Raw genomic sequence first — 16988 nt, forward strand, 5'->3', positions numbered from 1 at the left:
ACCCAAATTTGTCATTCCGACGAAGGAGGAATCCAAACAAGTAGCTCACCGATAAAAGATGCTGCATTACTCAGCATGACAAAATAAACGCAGAAAAAACACTCGAATAGAGAAACCCCAAACACCCAAATTTGTCATTCCGACGAAGGAGGAATCCAATCAAGTTGCTCACAAAAAGGAGATGCTTCGTTCCTCAGCATGACAAAAGAAACGCAGAAAAAACAATCGCATAGACAAACCCTAAACATCCAAATTTGTCATTCCGACAACGGAGGAATCCAAACAAGTAGCTCACAGATAAAAGATGCTTCGTTCCTCAGCATGACAAAATAAACGCAGAAAAAACACTCGAATAGAGAAACCCCAAACATCCAAATTTGTCATTCCGACGTAGGAGGAATCTAAACAAGTTGCTCAATAAAAGGAGATGCTTCGTTCCTCAGCATGACAAAATACGGGCAAAAAAATAGTAAAGCGTATCAGTAAAGAACTCTCAAAACTATTACTTATCTTAGTACCAACTAATTCAAAAAAACATGACCAAAATAACCAAAGAAGACATCAGCCAAGAGGTTTTTGACCTTTATGACGATTACGCACACAATAAAATTGACCGTCGCGGCTTTGTTGAAAAACTATCCCTATTTGCGGTGGGAACCTTAACCCTACCCTCGTTACTGAGTTTTATGTCACCCAATTATGTCGACACTTTACTAGTTTCACCCAACGATCCGCGACTGAAAACGGGTTTTATCACCTACGATTCGCCCAAAGGTGGTGGCGCCATTAAAGGTTTGCTATCGCAACCTGTGGCTAGCAAAAAGAAACTTCCGGGAATTATCGTAGTTCACGAAAATCGTGGCCTCAATCCTTATATTGAAGATGTGGGCCGCCGAGCTGCGCTAGATGGTTTTATCACCTTGGCGCCAGATGCCTTGTCGCCATTAGGCGGTTATCCCGGCAACGATGATGCGGGTCGCGAATTACAAAAAAAACGCACTCGCGATGAAATGCTCGAAGATTTTATTGCAGCCTACAACTACCTAAAAAACCATAAGGACTGTAACGGACACATAGGCGTAGTTGGTTTTTGTTTTGGAGGCTGGATTGCTAATATGATGGCGGTAAAAATCCCAACTTTGCAAGCTGCCGTGCCGTATTATGGTGGTCAACCAACCGCTGCCGAAGCAGAACTAATTAAAACTCCTATTCTCGCACAATACGCGAGCTTAGACACGCGTGTTAACGAGGGTTGGTCTGCCTACGAAGCTATTTTACAAAAAAACAAGGTACCGCACACAGCACATTTTTACGAAGGTGTGAACCATGGTTTCCACAACAACACCACACCGCGTTACGATGAAAAAGCCGCTACCCTATCCTGGGAACGCACGATCGCTTTTTTTAAACAAGAACTCAAAAAGAAATAAGCGCATTGCAAAATGTTAAGAAAGTGGAAATGAAAGTTTCCACTTTTTTTATGTTAAATTTCCTAATTTGTGGATTTCCGTATAGTTTTGAAGATTGGATTTTGTAATATTGCTTCAATGCTAAGAATTAAATTTCCTTAAATTCAAAAGAAAGAAAAAATATTATTAAACACAATTTGTATTGTTCAATATATTGCACATTTAAATCAAACGACCTACTTTTGTGAGAGACACATTTTTGTAATTTAAAAAACTTTTAAGATGAAAACTTTAGCAGAAGAACAAAAATTAAGACATCCATACTATCAAGTAATGGAATTAAAAGGAAACGAACTTGAAAAGGAATTAGATTCATGGTCAAGAGCAGAAATTATCGAGTGGCTTAGCTGGAACGACCAAAATGGCGTTTACAAAGATGAAGATTCATTGAGAGAATTTGACAATATTCTTAGCAAAGAAGAAGGAAAAGAAATTATGATGCGACAAATACATGAAGCATGAAATAAGTATGAGAGCAGAAAAAAATGAAGAAGAATATGCAATGACAGCACATCTAACTAATGAGCGTATCAAAATGGGAGAAACCATACGTGAGATGAGGGAAAGAAAAGGATACAATCAAGAGCAACTAGCTAAAATTATGAAGGTAAGTAGAACAACTATCTCAAAAATTGAAACTGGTAAGTTTAATTGTAGTATGGATTATTTATCAAAATTTTCATGGCATCTAGGATTTGATATTAAAGTATCGAAAAACAATAATTAAAAATAAATTTTCAACAAAATGTCGTTAAAATATATAGATCTGTTTGCTGGAGCCGGAGGACTATCCGAAGGATTTATCAGAGCAGGCTTTGATCCAGTTGCACATGTCGAAATGAATAAAGATGCGTGTGAAACTTTAAAAACAAGGACTGCTTTTCATTATTTGAGGGAAAATAGCAGACTTGAAGAATATTATGATTATTTGCGCGAAAAAATATCTAGGGATGAATTATGGGCAAAAGTTCCTTCCAACTTAATAAATTCAGTGATTAACACCGAAATATCTGCCAACACACTCCCATTTATTTTTGAAAAAATTGATCAAGAGTTAGGCGCTCAGAAAGTTGACCTAGTTATTGGAGGACCGCCCTGTCAAGCGTATTCGGTTGCAGGAAGAGCAAGAGATCCAAAAGGAATGTCGGATGACCCTAGAAATCATCTCTACAAATATTATGTTGAATTTCTTAAGAGATACAAACCTAAAATGTTTGTTTTCGAAAATGTACCGGGAATTTTATCCGCGAATAATGGCGGCTATCTTGATTTAATATTTTCTGCTGTTCGTGAAGCAGGATATCAACTAGAGAAAAAAGTTTTAAACGCTAAACATTTTGGCGTACTTCAAGATAGAAAACGTGTCATAATTATTGGCTGGAAAAAAAATCTAAAATTTAAATATCCATTATTTGAAGAAAACGAACCACAATATGAAATTTTAAAAGATTTGTTCTCAGATTTACCAATAATTCAGGCTGGAGAAGGAAAATGGGGTGCTACAAAATACGCTAAGAGAACAAATAAATATTTAGAAGCTAGTGGAATACGGAATGGAGTCGATTTTACCACGCAGCATATTGCCCGAATGAACAATGAAAACGATCTGGAAATATATCGAATTGCTGTTGAAAAATTAGTACATGAAAATAAAAGACTCAATTATGCTGAATTACCGCAAAGGTTAATCAAACATAATAACATTAAATCATTTTCTAATCGCTTTCAAGTAGTGAAGCACAATGGAGTTTCACATACAGTTGTAGCACATATCTGCGCAGATGGACATTACTATATCCATCCTGATATTAAACAAAATCGATCAATTACCGTCAGAGAAGCCGCTAGAATACAATCGTTTCCTGATGACTATTTCTTTGAAAAAAGCAGAACAGCCGCTTTCAAACAAATTGGTAATGCAGTGCCAGTTTTGATGGCCGAAGGCATTGCAAAAAAAATCAAGGAGTTATTATAAACGTCCGCCACATAGAGTTACATTTTTAAATACCACAAAAAATGATTTCAAATAAATAATTAAAAGAATGTATTTGTAAATGCATTCTTAATGAAGAACTATGCAACAATACAAAGCCGAAAATGCCAAGCCAAATCCAAAATCAACAATAAACTCATATCGTAGTTTTGGTTATAATCTTTCAACTGCAATAGCTGACATAATTGACAATAGTATTTCTGCAAACGCTACTACTATTGATATTGATTTTTTATGGAAAGGTAGAGATTCCGTTATTTCCATATTAGACAATGGGAAGGGAATGAATTTAGAGGAATTAATTATCGCTATGACTCCAGGCAGCAAAGATCCCGAAGATACCAGAGATGAAAAAGACTTAGGTAGGTTTGGTATGGGACTAAAAACAGCTTCTTTTTCCCAATGCAAAAGACTTACCGTTATTACAAAAAAAGAGGGGTTTGCAACTATTAAACGTTGTTGGGATATTGATTTTATAAACAATGAAGAAGAATGGACTTTATTAGATTATGTCTCTGATGAATCTTATTTAGATAAAGTTGATAAATTAAAAAGCGGAACTTTTATTGTTTGGGAATTATTGGATAGAATTGTTGGAGATGCTAATATTGAAAATGAGGCTGTTAAAAATGCTTTCTATCAGGAAATGAGTACTGTAAATGAGCATTTAAGTTTAGTTTTTCATCGTTTTATAGAAAGTAAAAAAATTAAACTTTTTACAAATACTTATGAGATAGAAGCATGGAATCCTTTCCTTCTAAACCTTACTCCAAAGCCTGAAATGGGACAATTAGAAGTGTTAATCAACAATGTTGAAGTAACATATTTTGTTTTGCCACACATGTCAAAAATTAGCAATGAAGATTATGAAAAATCAGGTGGCCCTTTAGGATGGCATCAACAGCAAGGTTTTTATATATATCGTGGTGACAGATTACTTGTGTCTGGTGATTGGCTAGGAATTGAAAAAAAGAGAGAGTATTCAAAACTAGCCAGGATTGCAATTAACTTTCCCAATGCAAATGATTTTGATTGGAACCTTGACATAAAAAAATCAACTGCAACACCGCCAATAGAAATACGAAAAGAATTATCTAGGATAGCAAGGATGGCTGTAATGAAATCAGCAAAAATATATAATTGGAGAGGTCAAAAAACGGTTTCTTCAGAATATGGTAGTCAATCTTTTGAGAGTTTATGGAAAGATGAAACAAACAGAGAAGGTATAAAAAAGTACAAAATAAATAAAGCGCATCCTGTAATAAAACAATTACTTACTGCAGAAAAAGAAAATAAACTTTTTTCAAAAGCTTTGAAACTTATTGAAGAGAATATTCCTTTGGAATTGATTTTGTACAATCAAAATGAGAATCCATCTTTTCATGAGTTAGAAAGCATTCCTGAAATCCCTAGTGATGATTTAATTCAGTTAGCAGTAGAATTATTTAAAATTTATATTACTCAAGGAATACCTGAAAATTTGGCAAAACAGCAAATTATGAACTCTACACCATTTAATCTTTTTCCATTAATTAATGATTACTTAAGATGAACGATATAAATCAAACAGCAAAATTAATTTGTTATGCTTTCCTAAATATGATATCTAAGGAAGATAGAACTGATGATGTTATAATTAACATAATAAATGAAAAAATTGGGTCAGCTCCTGAATTTAAGGAAGTTGATTTAGAAAATTTATTTGATATAATTAAATCAGAAAGCGGTATTGGGAAAGGAGAAATAACAATAATGTCTGATGATATTGACCCTTGGTTAAGTGAAGAAAAAAGCAATATCAACTTTGAATTATGGAATCGTTATAGGTTATTTATGTCTCAAAATGACCCCTCATTTCCCGTGAATGATTTAGATGATTTCACTGATAAAATCTTAGACAAATGTGTAAATCCTAAAGATAAAAATTCTTGGGACAGACGTGGTATGGTAGTAGGCCATGTTCAATCAGGAAAAACATCTAACTATGTTGGATTAATAAACAAAGCAACTGATGCTGGATATAAAGTAATTATTGTTATTGCAGGTACTATAAGTTCTTTAAGGAGACAAACTCAAGAAAGGATTGATGCTGGATTTATTGGTAGAAGTAGTTCAGCTTTTATACGAGAAAATGAAAATAGGCTTATTGGTGTAGGAAAAACAAATGTAAAAACCGATATTTACTCTCTTACTTCTTCCTATTACAAAAGTGGTGACGAGGGCGATTTTAGTCAATCCGTTGCGAATAGATTAAATATTCCCATCGGAAAAAACCCTGTTGTTTTTGTAATTAAAAAAAATAAAAGTATTCTCGAAAATTTAATAGATTGGTTTTCAAAAAATGAAAATATTAAAAGTATAGATGGAACTCCTAAATTATTTGATGTTCCAGCTTTGATCATTGATGATGAAGCAGATGCAGCCTCTGTGAATACTACAAAAAATATTAATGATATAAAGACAATCAATAAGTTAATTAGAACTTTATTAAATATTTTCAATCAAAATACATTTATAGGCTACACCGCAACTCCTTATGCTAATTTATTTATTTCACAGGAACACAATGATGAATTAACCACTTTTGTTAAAAATAAAGAATATAAAATTGGAGAAGATTTATTTCCGAGAGATTTTATCATTAATATTAAAGCACCTACAAATTACATTGGTGCAGCAAAAATATTTGGCTTTGAAAATCCAAATGGAATAGAAAATGAACCTTTAGATATTTTTCGTGCTATTGATGATTTTGACCCACCATTTTTCAGAACAATCAATAAATCCAATAAAGAAGATTTACCAGAATATTTGCCAAAAAGTTTAGAAACAGCCATAAAATCTTTCATTCTAACATGTGCAATCAGAAGAGTTCGAGGTCACGAAAAGAAACACAATTCAATGCTAATTCATGTTGCTTTATTGGTAAAATGGATTGATAAAGTCGCATATTTGGTTAATGATAAAATGCGGGAATACAGAAATGCAATCGATGGTAATGATGAAACATTAATGAATGATTTAAAACATTTATATGAGTCCGACTTTTTACCAACAACAGAAAATGTTTTAGAAAATTTAGATTATACAGATATAAGAATTAAAAAACATTCTTGGGAAGAAGTAAAAAAAGAGTTGAAAAAAGCTGCTTCAAAAATTGAAGTTCGTTCTGTGCATGGAACCCGTTCTACAACCAATCTGGAATATCATAACATTGAAGAAATTGATTATGAAAGACGTAAGGAAAATGGACTTTCCGTTATAGCTGTTGGAGGAAGTAGGTTGTCTAGAGGAATAACATTGGAAGGATTGTCTGTGAGTTATTATTTAAGAACTACAAAAATGTATGATTCATTAATGCAAATGGGGCGTTGGTTTGGTTACCGCCCAGGTTATGTAGATTTATGTCGCCTTTATACAACGGAACAAATCTTTGAGTGGTTCAATCATATCACAATGGCGACAGAAGAAATGCGAGATGATTTTGATGAGATGACAGCGGCCTTGCAAAAACCAAAAGATTTCAGACTCAAAGTTAGAAATCATAATGGTTTGATGACAATAACGAGTTTGGCAAAACTGTATCACTCAGATAAAATTGAAATTTCATTTTCAGGCACTAATCCACAAACTTATCAATTATTAAAAACTAAATCAGCTATTGAAAATAATTTTAATTCATTACAATCATTAATTTCATCCATAGGTTTTCCACAAAAAAACAATCGAATTGAAACAACTAAAGGGAAAATTAGATATTTATTTTATCCTAATCAAAATGTAAGTGCAGTTTGTGACTTCATAGATATGTATAAAATTCAACAACCAAGCATAAAGAACTCTACTTTAAGTGAATATATAAAAAAACAAGAGAAAAATAGTGAGATAAAAGAATGGAGTGTATGTATTGTTTCAAACACCGACGAAAAAGTATTTATTAATCGTTACGAAAAAAATCCAGATAATTCTAAAATTCCGAAAGACGATTTAATGACTTATAAATTAGAATTTAACGAGGAATCAATCACTCTTGGGTGTAGTGTTCGTAATCAACCAAAAAACACGAAAGGTAGCGAATTCTACTTGATTGCGAAAAATCAAATTGATGACTTAAAAGATAGACAAGTAGATTTATCAGTAAAAAACCTCACCAATAACAAAGATATCAAAGATCAAAGGTCTAAAGAAAAGAAAGGATTATTATTAATTTATGCTTTAGATGAACGTGGCACACCAAATGTAAAAAATGACAAACCAATTATTGGTTATAGTCTTCATTTTCCTAAAATTGATAATGAACAAAAAGTATCTTATACTGCTACAATAAATAACGGTTTTGATGAAGAAAATCAAGAAGATGATGATTTAATTAACGAAGACGAATAATTATGGTAAGTATTAAATCTATTTGGGAAAGTCATGTACCAACTGATGATATCATTATAAAAACGCAACTTGAACATGTAAAGCCGTTCAAGTGTTTTGCGGCAACAAATCATATAACTGGTAATCATTTATACATATTTGAAACATCTAGAAATGCTAAGTTTCCAGAGTTTAAAAATTTTAAATTTAAAGGTTTATTCATTGAAACATTTGAATTTGAAGAGACAAAAGAGTTACATATTTATCTTTTAGACAATCAATTAAAAGACATCTTTAGTTTGTTCATTGAAAATATTGTTGAAGAAATTTCAAAAAGTGTAACCGAAAATGAAGCTTTAGTTGAGACTGCTAATGTTGTTTTAAAATGGAAGAAATTATTTGATAAAATAAATTTTCAAGGGCTTACAATTGAAAGACAAAAAGGATTAATTGGAGAACTTTTATTATTCAATTCGTTGTTGGATGAAAAATATTCAATTGATGCTTTATTAGAAAGTTGGACTGGCCCAGATTTTAATGATAAAGACTTTCGTTTTGGTTCATTTGGCTTTGAAGTAAAGTTAACTTCATCAAAAGTTCCAAAAGTTAAGATTTCAAGTGAAAGGCAGTTAGATAATGAAAATCTAACAAAGTTATATTTAGTGTTATATGTGGTAGAAGAAGTTAAGGATAAAGGATTTTCACTAAATTCTATTATCGAGCAAATCAGAACTAAAATTAATTATGATCAAAATGCTTTAAAGTTTTTCAACGAAAGACTTTTACTAGCAGGATATTTTGATGAAGATTTTGAAAATTACAACCGTCAGTATGCTTCTAGAAAAAGAAATTTTTATAACGTTAGTAGTGATTTCCCAAGATTGGTAACGTCAGATTTACCTATTGGTTTGTTTGACACAAAATACAACATTGAATTATCAGCAATAGAACAATTTTTAGTAAGTAATGAATCAATTCTTGAATTAATAAAATAATGGAAAGAGGATTAAAAAATTATATAGAGGCTATACAATCAGACGTAGCTGCACTAGTATATTCCGATGGTGAAGGAGCTAGTTTTGAAGATAAATTTACAGAACATTGTATAGAAATTTTAGACAATATAGGTAAATCAGAAGGAGCCCGAGTTTTGTCTTACATAAATCCAGATTCGCTGGGTAGAATTGATTGGAAAATCAATGGCTATTGTTTAAAAGACGAATTCAAAGATGATACTAATAAGGTACACTTTGAAACATTAGACCTTTTCATTACACATTTCAACAAAACTTCCTATGATTATAACATCCAAAAAGATGAGTTTACTAAAAGTATTAATCAAATTAAAAAGTTTTTAAATGCTGCTTTAAAAGGGCATATTGATTACATTGACCCTGCACAAACAGAACTTAATCAACTTTTAAAAATTATACTTAAACAGAAATCAACTTTTGATAGAATAAATATATTTTTTCTAATCAACGGCAACTCTAATCACGATTTAGAGAAAATTATAATTAAAGGGTTCGAAAACTTAGATGTTTTTGTTCACGTTTGGGATATCCCAAGATTTTATAAATTAAGTGAATCATCAAGTAATCGAGAACCTATTGAAATTGAGTTCAAAGAATTGTCAGCATCGAATCAACATGGTATTCAATGTTTAAAAATGCCAAACATTAACGAATTGTACGAATGTTATTTGGCAATTTTACCTGGGGAAATTTTATCCAAACTTTACAAAGAGTTCTCTAATGAACTACTAGAAAGTAATGTTAGAGCATTCTTGGGCCAAACAGGTAAATTTAATAAGGGAATTAGAGATACAATAAGAGAAAAACCGCAAATGTTTCTGCCCTATAATAATGGTATTACGGCAACAGCTGAAAATGTTGAAACCCAACTTATCGATAATCAATTATATCTGACCAAATTATTAGATTTTCAAATAGTAAATGGAGGTCAAACAACTGCATCATTATTTCACACTCAAAAAAAGTTTAAAGACGCAGACTTGAGCAAAGTTTTTGTGCAGATGAAGTTAACAGTAATTAAAGATGTTAATCAAAAAAACGTCGAAGTACCAAATATAGCAAGATTTGCAAATAGTCAAAATAAAGTGTCCGAATTAGATCTATCCTCAAATAATCCATATTTTGTTCAAATTGAAGCATTATCACGTAAAAAATATGTAATTGATCCAGAAAATAGAAATATGTCAACCTTATGGTATTTCGAACGTGTCAATGGTCAGTACAAAGAATCTCTTAATAAACTAACGACATCTGTTCAACAGAGAAAGTTTAAAGAGCAAAGCCCAACTAATCAAAAATTTGTTAAATCTGACGTTGCTAAGTACATTAATATATGGGAACTAGAGCCTCACTTTGTTTCACAAGGAGCACAAAAAAACTTCATTCATTACACAAAAAAAATTAATGAATTAGTAAAGAAAAACAAACTACCTGGAGAAAATTTTTATAAAAAATTAATTGCTAATGCTATTCTTTTTAAAGCTGTGGACAAACTTTTTGGTAGAAAAAATATTGATGCAATCGGAGATACTAACTTAAAATCATTTACAGTAGCATACACTTTATCTTACTTCCACCATCTAACCGAAAACAAGGTTGACTTATGGAAAATTTATGAAGAACAAAGAGTTGACTCAAATGTTTTAATTGAATTACAAAAATTAATAGTCTTCGTATATGATCAATTGGTTAAGTCGTCAAATAACACTTTGATTTCTGAGTATGCCAAAAGAGAGTCTAGTTGGAAATTGTTAAAAGAACAAACATATCAACTAACTTTTGAGAATTGTTTAAATTGCTTTATCGATAAAGAGCAACAAGTACTAAGGGAAATAGAAACTGTTGAAATTGAAAATAAATCCGAAAACAATTTAATTATTACTAACAAAATTTTGGGTTTTGGTAATAGATTTTGGGATGGTGCTTCAAAATGGGTACTATTAATTGATGAAATTAAAGATTTATCAATTGACTGTTGGGAAATAGCAAACAAAATAAAAAGATCAAAGAATTTAAATAGTAGAGATATTTCAATTGCAAGTAAAATTTTATCATACATAGAAGAACATAACTCAAATATAGAATCAATTAAATCACAATCAAATGAACTTGAAATTGAAATAATTAATGTCAAAATTATCTTCGACAGATTGAATCTAATATCTAAAAATGATTGGTCCAAAATTCTTGCACTAGGAGAACAAACAAAAGTTTTTGATAATTTAGAGCTACTAAATATAAAGTCCGTTCAAAAATCAATCTTAAAAAATGAAACTATCAAAGAAATAAATTTGATAAAGGCCTTTGAGTCGTTAAAAAAATTGAAAAAATACAAGATTGACTTCTAAACACAACCTCAACAAAAAAAGCCCCAAACGGGGCTTTTTCGATACAATTATGTTACGTTTTATTTACTTAAGTACATTTTTCTGCGAGAGTACAATTCGTAGAACTGATCGTCTTTTAGGTCATCAATAAACAAGATGCTTTCACCAGTTGATTTCATTTCAGGTCCTAAGGCTTTGTTTACATTATGAAACTTACTGAACGAGAATACTGGCTGCTTGATGGCAAATCCTTTTAATTGTGGGTTAAAGTCGAAATCAGTTACTTTATTGTGTCCTAGCATTACTTTGGTAGCGTAGTTTACATACGGTTCGCCATAAGCTTTGGCAATAAACGGCACTGTACGTGACGCACGTGGGTTGGCCTCAATGATGTACACGATATCGTTCTTGATAGCAAACTGAATGTTAATCAAACCAACTGTTTTGAGTGCCAAGGCAATTTTTTTAGTATGGTCTTTTATTTGTTGCATTACAAACTCACCCAAGTTAAATGGAGGCAAGGTCGCATTACTATCGCCGGAGTGCACGCCACAAGGCTCAATGTGCTCCATGATCCCGATGATGTATACGTTTTCGCCATCGCAAATTGCATCGGCTTCGGCTTCGATAGCACCATCTAAATAGTGGTCTAAAAGCAATTTATTACCCGGAATGGTTTTTAATAAATTGATTACGTGCTCCTCTAACTCTTGTTTGTTGATTACAATTTTCATTCCCTGACCACCCAACACATACGAAGGACGAATTAACAATGGGAAATCCAATTGATCAGCCAAGGCAGCCGCTTCATCAGCTGTTTCGGCAATACCAAACTGCGGGAACGGAATTTCTAATTCGGTCAACAAATCAGAAAAACGACCGCGGTCTTCGGCTAAATCCAATGCATCAAAACTAGTTCCTATAATTTTAACTCCGTATTTAGATAACTTTTCAGCCAGTTTCAAAGCAGTTTGTCCGCCCAACTGCACAATTACACCTTCTGGTTTTTCGTGTTGGATGATGTCGTAAATATGCTCCCAAAATACTGGCTCAAAGTACAACTTATCGGCAGTATCAAAGTCAGTCGAAACCGTTTCAGGATTACAATTGATCATGATTGTCTCGTAGCCACATTCTTTGGCAGCCAAAACTCCGTGCACGCAAGAGTAATCAAATTCGATTCCTTGACCAATTCTATTTGGCCCAGAGCCCAACACAATAATTTTCTTTTTGTCGGTAACAATACTTTCGTTGTCTACGTAGCGTGTACCATCTGCTTTTTCGATTTCCGCTTCAAAAGTAGAATAGTAATACGGTGTTTTTGCTTTAAATTCGGCCGCACAAGTGTCTACCAATTTAAACACACGATTGATGTTTTGCTCGGTACGTAGGCTGTGTACTTCGCTTTCTAAGCAACCCATCATGTGCGCAATTTGTCTGTCGGCAAAGCCTTTTTGTTTGGCTTCAAGCAACAACTCTCTTGGCAAAGTAGCGATGGTATATTTGGCAATTTCTTTCTCGAGTGTAAACAATTCCTCGTATTGTTTCAGGAACCACATGTCAATTTTGGTGATTTCGTGAATTCTACTCAACGGAATTCCAAGCGCAATGGCATCGTAAATAACAAACACACGATCCCAACTGGCGTAGGTTAATTTCTCTATAATTTGTTCGTAATTAGTGTAGCCTTTTCCGTCGGCACCCAATCCGTTTCTTTTAATTTCTAATGATTGTGTAGCTTTGTGTAAGGCCTCTTGAAACGAGCGCCCAATTCCCATAACCTCACCTACTGATTTCATTTGAAGACCTAAAGTTCTATCAGCTCCTTCAAATTTATCAAAGTTCCAACGCGGAATTTTAACAATCACATAATCCAAAGTCGGTTCGAACAAAGCCGAAGTTGACTTGGTAATTTGATTTTGCAACTCATCTAAATTGTAACCCAAAGCTAATTTCGAAGCAATTTTTGCAATTGGATAACCTGTTGCTTTTGATGCTAATGCTGAAGAGCGCGACACACGAGGATTGATCTCGATGGCCACGATATCTTCTTTTTCATCTGGAGAAACGGCAAACTGAACGTTACAACCTCCGGCGAAGTTACCAATAGAACGCATCATCAAAATGGCGTAGTCACGCATTTTTTGGAAAGTCGTATCCGACAAGGTCATTGCTGGCGCTACCGTAATCGAATCTCCTGTGTGAATCCCCATTGGATCCATATTTTCGATAGAACAAATAATAACTACGTTGTCATTTTTGTCTCTCAGTAATTCTAATTCATATTCTTTCCAACCCATCAAGGCTTTATCGATAAGTACCTCATGAATTGGAGACGCCTCTAAACCGCGAGTTAAGAGTTCGTCAAAATCTTCTTTTTTGTACACAATTGCAGCTCCTGTTCCTCCTAATGTAAACGAAGGACGAATTACCAGCGGAAAACCAAATTCCTGCGCAATCTCTTTACCACGTAGGTACGAAGTACAAATTTCGGCAGGAGCAGTTGGTACATTTATTTTTTTAAGTAATGCTTTAAATTGATCTCTGTCTTCGGTAATGTTGATGGCATTAACGTCAACACCAATTAATTTCACATCAAAATCCTTCCAAATTCCTTTCTCTTCAGCTTCCAAACACAAGTTCAAAGCCGTTTGTCCGCCCATCGTTGGTAAAACAGCATCAATTTGCGGATGCGCTTTTAGGATTTCTATAATCGATTTGGTAGTCAGCGGTTTTAGGTAAATATGATCGGCCATAGAAGGATCGGTCATTATGGTAGCCGGATTAGAGTTGATCAAGATTACCTCAATTCCTTCCTCACGAATAGAGCGTGCTGATTGAGAACCTGCGTAATCAAATTCGCAAGCTTGACCAATTACAATAGGACCTGAACCTATTATTAAAACCGATTTTATTGATGTGTCTTTAGGCATGTTGTAGTGTGTTGTGTAGTTATGTGTAAATGTAAAGGTACTGAAAGGATGACTTTTAGGTCGATTTACAGTGATTTTTTTACCGAAAAGGTATAAAAAAAGGCGATACTAAAAAAAGTAACGCCTTAAATATGTTTATTCAAACATTATTTTTTGTGTCTTGGTTCGCTAGAAACAGTCAATTTATGTCTTCCTTTAGCTCTTCTACGCGCAAGAACTTTTCTTCCATTAGCAGAAGCCATTCTGTCCATAAATCCGTGCTTATTTCTTCTTTTTCTTTTCGATGGTTGAAACGTTCTTTTGCTCATTGCTTTGTATCTTTAAAAACTTATTTATATGTCTATTTAATTCTCAATAGTGGTTGTTCGAAAACCGAGTGCAAATATACAAAGACTTTTTTTCCTCACAAGTAGTTTTGTAAAAATATTTTCAATTCCTTTTACTATATTTGTGCTCTTAAATTAAACACGCTATGTTTCACAAAAATATCAAATTTATTATTGCCGGACTTATTATTGCTGCTGGCATTTGGCAATTTACTGAGAGTAACATCGGTAACGGAATTTTCCTTTTAGTATTAAGTGCCATTCCAATATTTTTATACTTTAGAAATGAATTTATTTTACTTGCTTTCTTAAAACTGAGAAAACAGGATTTTGAAGGAGCCAAAAAATGGTTGTCGCATATTAAAAACCCTGAAACTGCTTTGATTCAAAAACAACAAGGATATTTTAATTACCTACACGGAATCATGCTGGCGCAAACCAACATCAATCAAGCCGAAAAATATTTCAAAAAAGCCATTGAATTAGGTTTATCAATGGATATGGATTTGGCTGTTGCCAAATTGAATCTGGCAGGTGTAGCGATGACACGTCGTCGTAAATTAGAAGCTACTGCTCTATTAAACGAAGCTAAAAAATTAGACAAGCAAAACATGCTGAAAGAGCAAATTGCAATGATGAAAGAACAAATGAAAAAAATTTAATTGCTTCAATTTCATAAAACAGAAAGGGTCAAATTTATTTTTGACCCTTTTTTTTATGCTTTCAATTCAGATGTTCCTAAAATTAATGCAGGTAAATGCTCATTGAGCCATTTGTATTTGTTTAAAATCATGATGTGTGTTCCGCCTTTTACAACAATACATTTATTAATGTATTGAATCGGAAAAACGTCATCTTGATCGCCATGAATGTGAATTACTTTTTCGTCAATTGCTACTCGATCCCACAACACAACTTGTTCTACAGCCCAAGTTAAATATCCCACATCACGAACGGATAAAAATTTCTTGTACAAATGCAAGCGTTCGTTAATTTTATGACCAAACGAAAACCGCGCTAAGGCATCTACATTAGCGATCAATCGCATGGGCAACAACTTATAAGCCTTGGTTGCCTTGGCTATTTTTAATCGCCTCGGAAACTGATTATTGCAGCGAACACTTGATATAATGATTACTTTGCGAGTTGTAATAAACTGTGCCATTTCTTGAACCAAGATTCCTCCAAAAGAAACCCCGATAAGTACCGGATTTGCGTGTGTAATTTTAGCAGCCATTCGGGACGCATACTGCTGTAGAGACTCATTGGTTAATGGTATTTCCCATTCTAATAAATGCATTTCAAACTGCGATTCAGGCAAAGAAATACGTTCAAAAATAGCAGTACTTGCTGCTAAACCAGGCATGAAATAAACTGGAATTTTATCCATAATTGTTTTAACTATTTTATAACATCATTCGGATATATAATCCCGAAATTTGTTTAAAAATAATTCTTTTTTCAGAAAAAGCACTTCTTTACAATTACATATTACCATTAAATTATGACTTCGCAACTATATAAAGCAAATACAAGAGGTACTGCCGATTTTGGCTGGCTTCAGGCTAATTTTTCTTTTTCGTTTGGTAACTATTTCAATCCAGAACGTGTGCAATTTGGAATGTTACGCGTACTAAATGACGACACCATTGCAGCTGGAGCTGGTTTTGGCACGCACGGTCACGCCAATATGGAAATCATCACGATTCCGCTCGAAGGTGGATTGATGCACAAAGACAGCATGGGTAACGAAGGCGTTATTCGCTTTGGCGAAGTACAAGTAATGAGTGCCGGTAGCGGAGTGGAACATTCTGAAATGAATGCCAGTAAAACCGAACGTGCTAAAACGCTACAGCTATGGGTTTTTCCAGATACAGAAGAAGTAACGCCACGCTACGACCAAAAATCATTTGACCTAGAACAACACAAAAACACTTTCGTAAACGTAGTTTCACCAAAGAATCATAACGATGGCAACGCGCTTTGGGTGCACCAAAAAACGTTTTTCAACTTAGGTATTTTTGACGAAAACAGAACGATAAACTACCCGATTCAGATTCCTAACAACGGCGTTTATTTGTTTTTAATAGAAGGTGAAATTGAAATCAACAACCAAATTCTGACTGCAAGAGATGCAATCGGAATAACCGCGACAACTGCAATTGATATTAAAATTAATAGTACAGCTAAAATACTGTTGATTGAAGTACCAATGCAGCAGTAATCCTTATTTTTTATGGAAATTAAAGACAATACATTTTCGAGACAATTTGAAACCAATAGCCCACAAGGTTTACTCGCTGTTGAGTATTCTTTTCAGGAAAAGAAAATCTTTCTCACCAAAATTCACAAACCAGAAGGATTTGATGATGAAGATTTTTTGAATGATTTTTTAAAAAGTATTTTAGAAAATGCCATCGAGCAAAAGTGGAAAGTAGTTCCTATTTTACCGCGAATTGTGCAGTTTTTTAAAAAATTCCCACAATACAAAGAATTACTTCCTCCCGGAATTAGACTATAAACAAAAAAGCGACTGCATTA

Annotated in this window: 14 protein-coding genes; 11 read left to right on the top strand and 3 right to left on the bottom strand. The window is 33.4% G+C overall.

The features are described 5' to 3' along the window. Positions 1 to 536: 536 nt before the first annotated feature. The 8 genes from KBJ98_RS03035 to KBJ98_RS03070 all read left to right on the top strand — a co-directional run bounded on the left by KBJ98_RS03035 (position 537) and on the right by KBJ98_RS03070 (position 11209). A complete protein-coding gene (locus KBJ98_RS03035; RefSeq protein ID WP_210788217.1) occupies positions 537 to 1430 on the top strand; it encodes a dienelactone hydrolase family protein in 894 nt (297 codons plus the stop codon). 261 nt (positions 1431 to 1691) lie between these two features. Beyond that, positions 1692 to 1931 (top strand): hypothetical protein, encoded by a 240-nt coding sequence (locus tag KBJ98_RS03040; RefSeq protein ID WP_210788218.1) that lies wholly within the window; start codon positions 1692 to 1694, stop codon positions 1929 to 1931. Then, positions 1921 to 2196, top strand: coding sequence for a helix-turn-helix transcriptional regulator (locus KBJ98_RS03045; RefSeq protein WP_210788219.1), 276 nt, complete (start codon positions 1921 to 1923; stop codon positions 2194 to 2196). The genes KBJ98_RS03040 and KBJ98_RS03045 overlap by 11 nt, the downstream gene beginning before the upstream one ends. A gap of 18 nt (positions 2197 to 2214) precedes the next feature. After that, positions 2215 to 3444 (top strand): DNA cytosine methyltransferase, encoded by a 1230-nt coding sequence (locus tag KBJ98_RS03050; protein ID WP_210788220.1) that lies wholly within the window; start codon positions 2215 to 2217, stop codon positions 3442 to 3444. Positions 3445 to 3544: 100 nt separating this feature from the next. Beyond that, positions 3545 to 5014 (top strand): ATP-binding protein, encoded by a 1470-nt coding sequence (locus tag KBJ98_RS03055; protein ID WP_210788221.1) that lies wholly within the window; start codon positions 3545 to 3547, stop codon positions 5012 to 5014. Continuing rightward, positions 5011 to 7848, top strand: a complete 2838-nt coding sequence (locus KBJ98_RS03060; protein WP_210788222.1) for a Z1 domain-containing protein — start codon at positions 5011 to 5013, stop codon at positions 7846 to 7848. The genes KBJ98_RS03055 and KBJ98_RS03060 overlap by 4 nt, the downstream gene beginning before the upstream one ends. A gap of 2 nt (positions 7849 to 7850) precedes the next feature. Further along, a complete protein-coding gene (locus KBJ98_RS03065) occupies positions 7851 to 8822 on the top strand; it encodes a PD-(D/E)XK motif protein (protein ID WP_210788223.1) in 972 nt (323 codons plus the stop codon). Beyond that, positions 8822 to 11209, top strand: a complete 2388-nt coding sequence (locus tag KBJ98_RS03070) for an AIPR family protein (protein WP_210788224.1) — start codon at positions 8822 to 8824, stop codon at positions 11207 to 11209. The genes KBJ98_RS03065 and KBJ98_RS03070 overlap by 1 nt, the downstream gene beginning before the upstream one ends. A 59-nt stretch (positions 11210 to 11268) precedes the next feature. Here KBJ98_RS03070 and carB read toward each other — a convergent pair whose 3' ends face one another. Then, the gene (carB, locus tag KBJ98_RS03075; protein ID WP_210788225.1) at positions 11269 to 14121 is read right to left on the bottom strand and encodes a carbamoyl-phosphate synthase large subunit; all 2853 of its coding nucleotides are present in this window, start codon (positions 14119 to 14121) and stop codon (positions 11269 to 11271) included. Positions 14122 to 14267: 146 nt separating this feature from the next. Further along, positions 14268 to 14429, bottom strand: coding sequence for a 50S ribosomal protein L34 (rpmH, locus tag KBJ98_RS03080; protein ID WP_008464848.1), 162 nt, complete (start codon positions 14427 to 14429; stop codon positions 14268 to 14270). A 164-nt stretch (positions 14430 to 14593) separates the two neighbouring features. Between rpmH and KBJ98_RS03085 the strand changes: the two genes are divergently transcribed. After that, positions 14594 to 15109, top strand: coding sequence for a DUF2892 domain-containing protein (locus KBJ98_RS03085; protein ID WP_210788226.1), 516 nt, complete (start codon positions 14594 to 14596; stop codon positions 15107 to 15109). Between the two features lie 53 nt (positions 15110 to 15162). Here KBJ98_RS03085 and KBJ98_RS03090 read toward each other — a convergent pair whose 3' ends face one another. Next, positions 15163 to 15837: a lipase family protein gene (locus KBJ98_RS03090; RefSeq protein WP_210788227.1), complete on the bottom strand. Its 675-nt coding sequence runs from the start codon at positions 15835 to 15837 to the stop codon at positions 15163 to 15165. Between the two features lie 114 nt (positions 15838 to 15951). Here KBJ98_RS03090 and KBJ98_RS03095 point away from each other — a divergent pair, with 114 nt between their 5' ends. Continuing rightward, a complete protein-coding gene (locus tag KBJ98_RS03095) occupies positions 15952 to 16671 on the top strand; it encodes a pirin family protein (RefSeq protein ID WP_210788228.1) in 720 nt (239 codons plus the stop codon). Positions 16672 to 16683: 12 nt separating this feature from the next. Continuing rightward, positions 16684 to 16968 carry a GNAT family N-acetyltransferase gene (locus KBJ98_RS03100; RefSeq protein WP_210788229.1) on the top strand — a complete coding sequence of 95 codons (285 nt, stop codon included), beginning with the start codon at positions 16684 to 16686 and terminating at the stop codon, positions 16966 to 16968. Positions 16969 to 16988 lie beyond the last annotated feature (20 nt).

Origin of the sequence: Flavobacterium erciyesense, from assembly GCF_018069925.1 — a bacterium.
GTDB classification, from domain to species: domain Bacteria; phylum Bacteroidota; class Bacteroidia; order Flavobacteriales; family Flavobacteriaceae; genus Flavobacterium; species Flavobacterium erciyesense.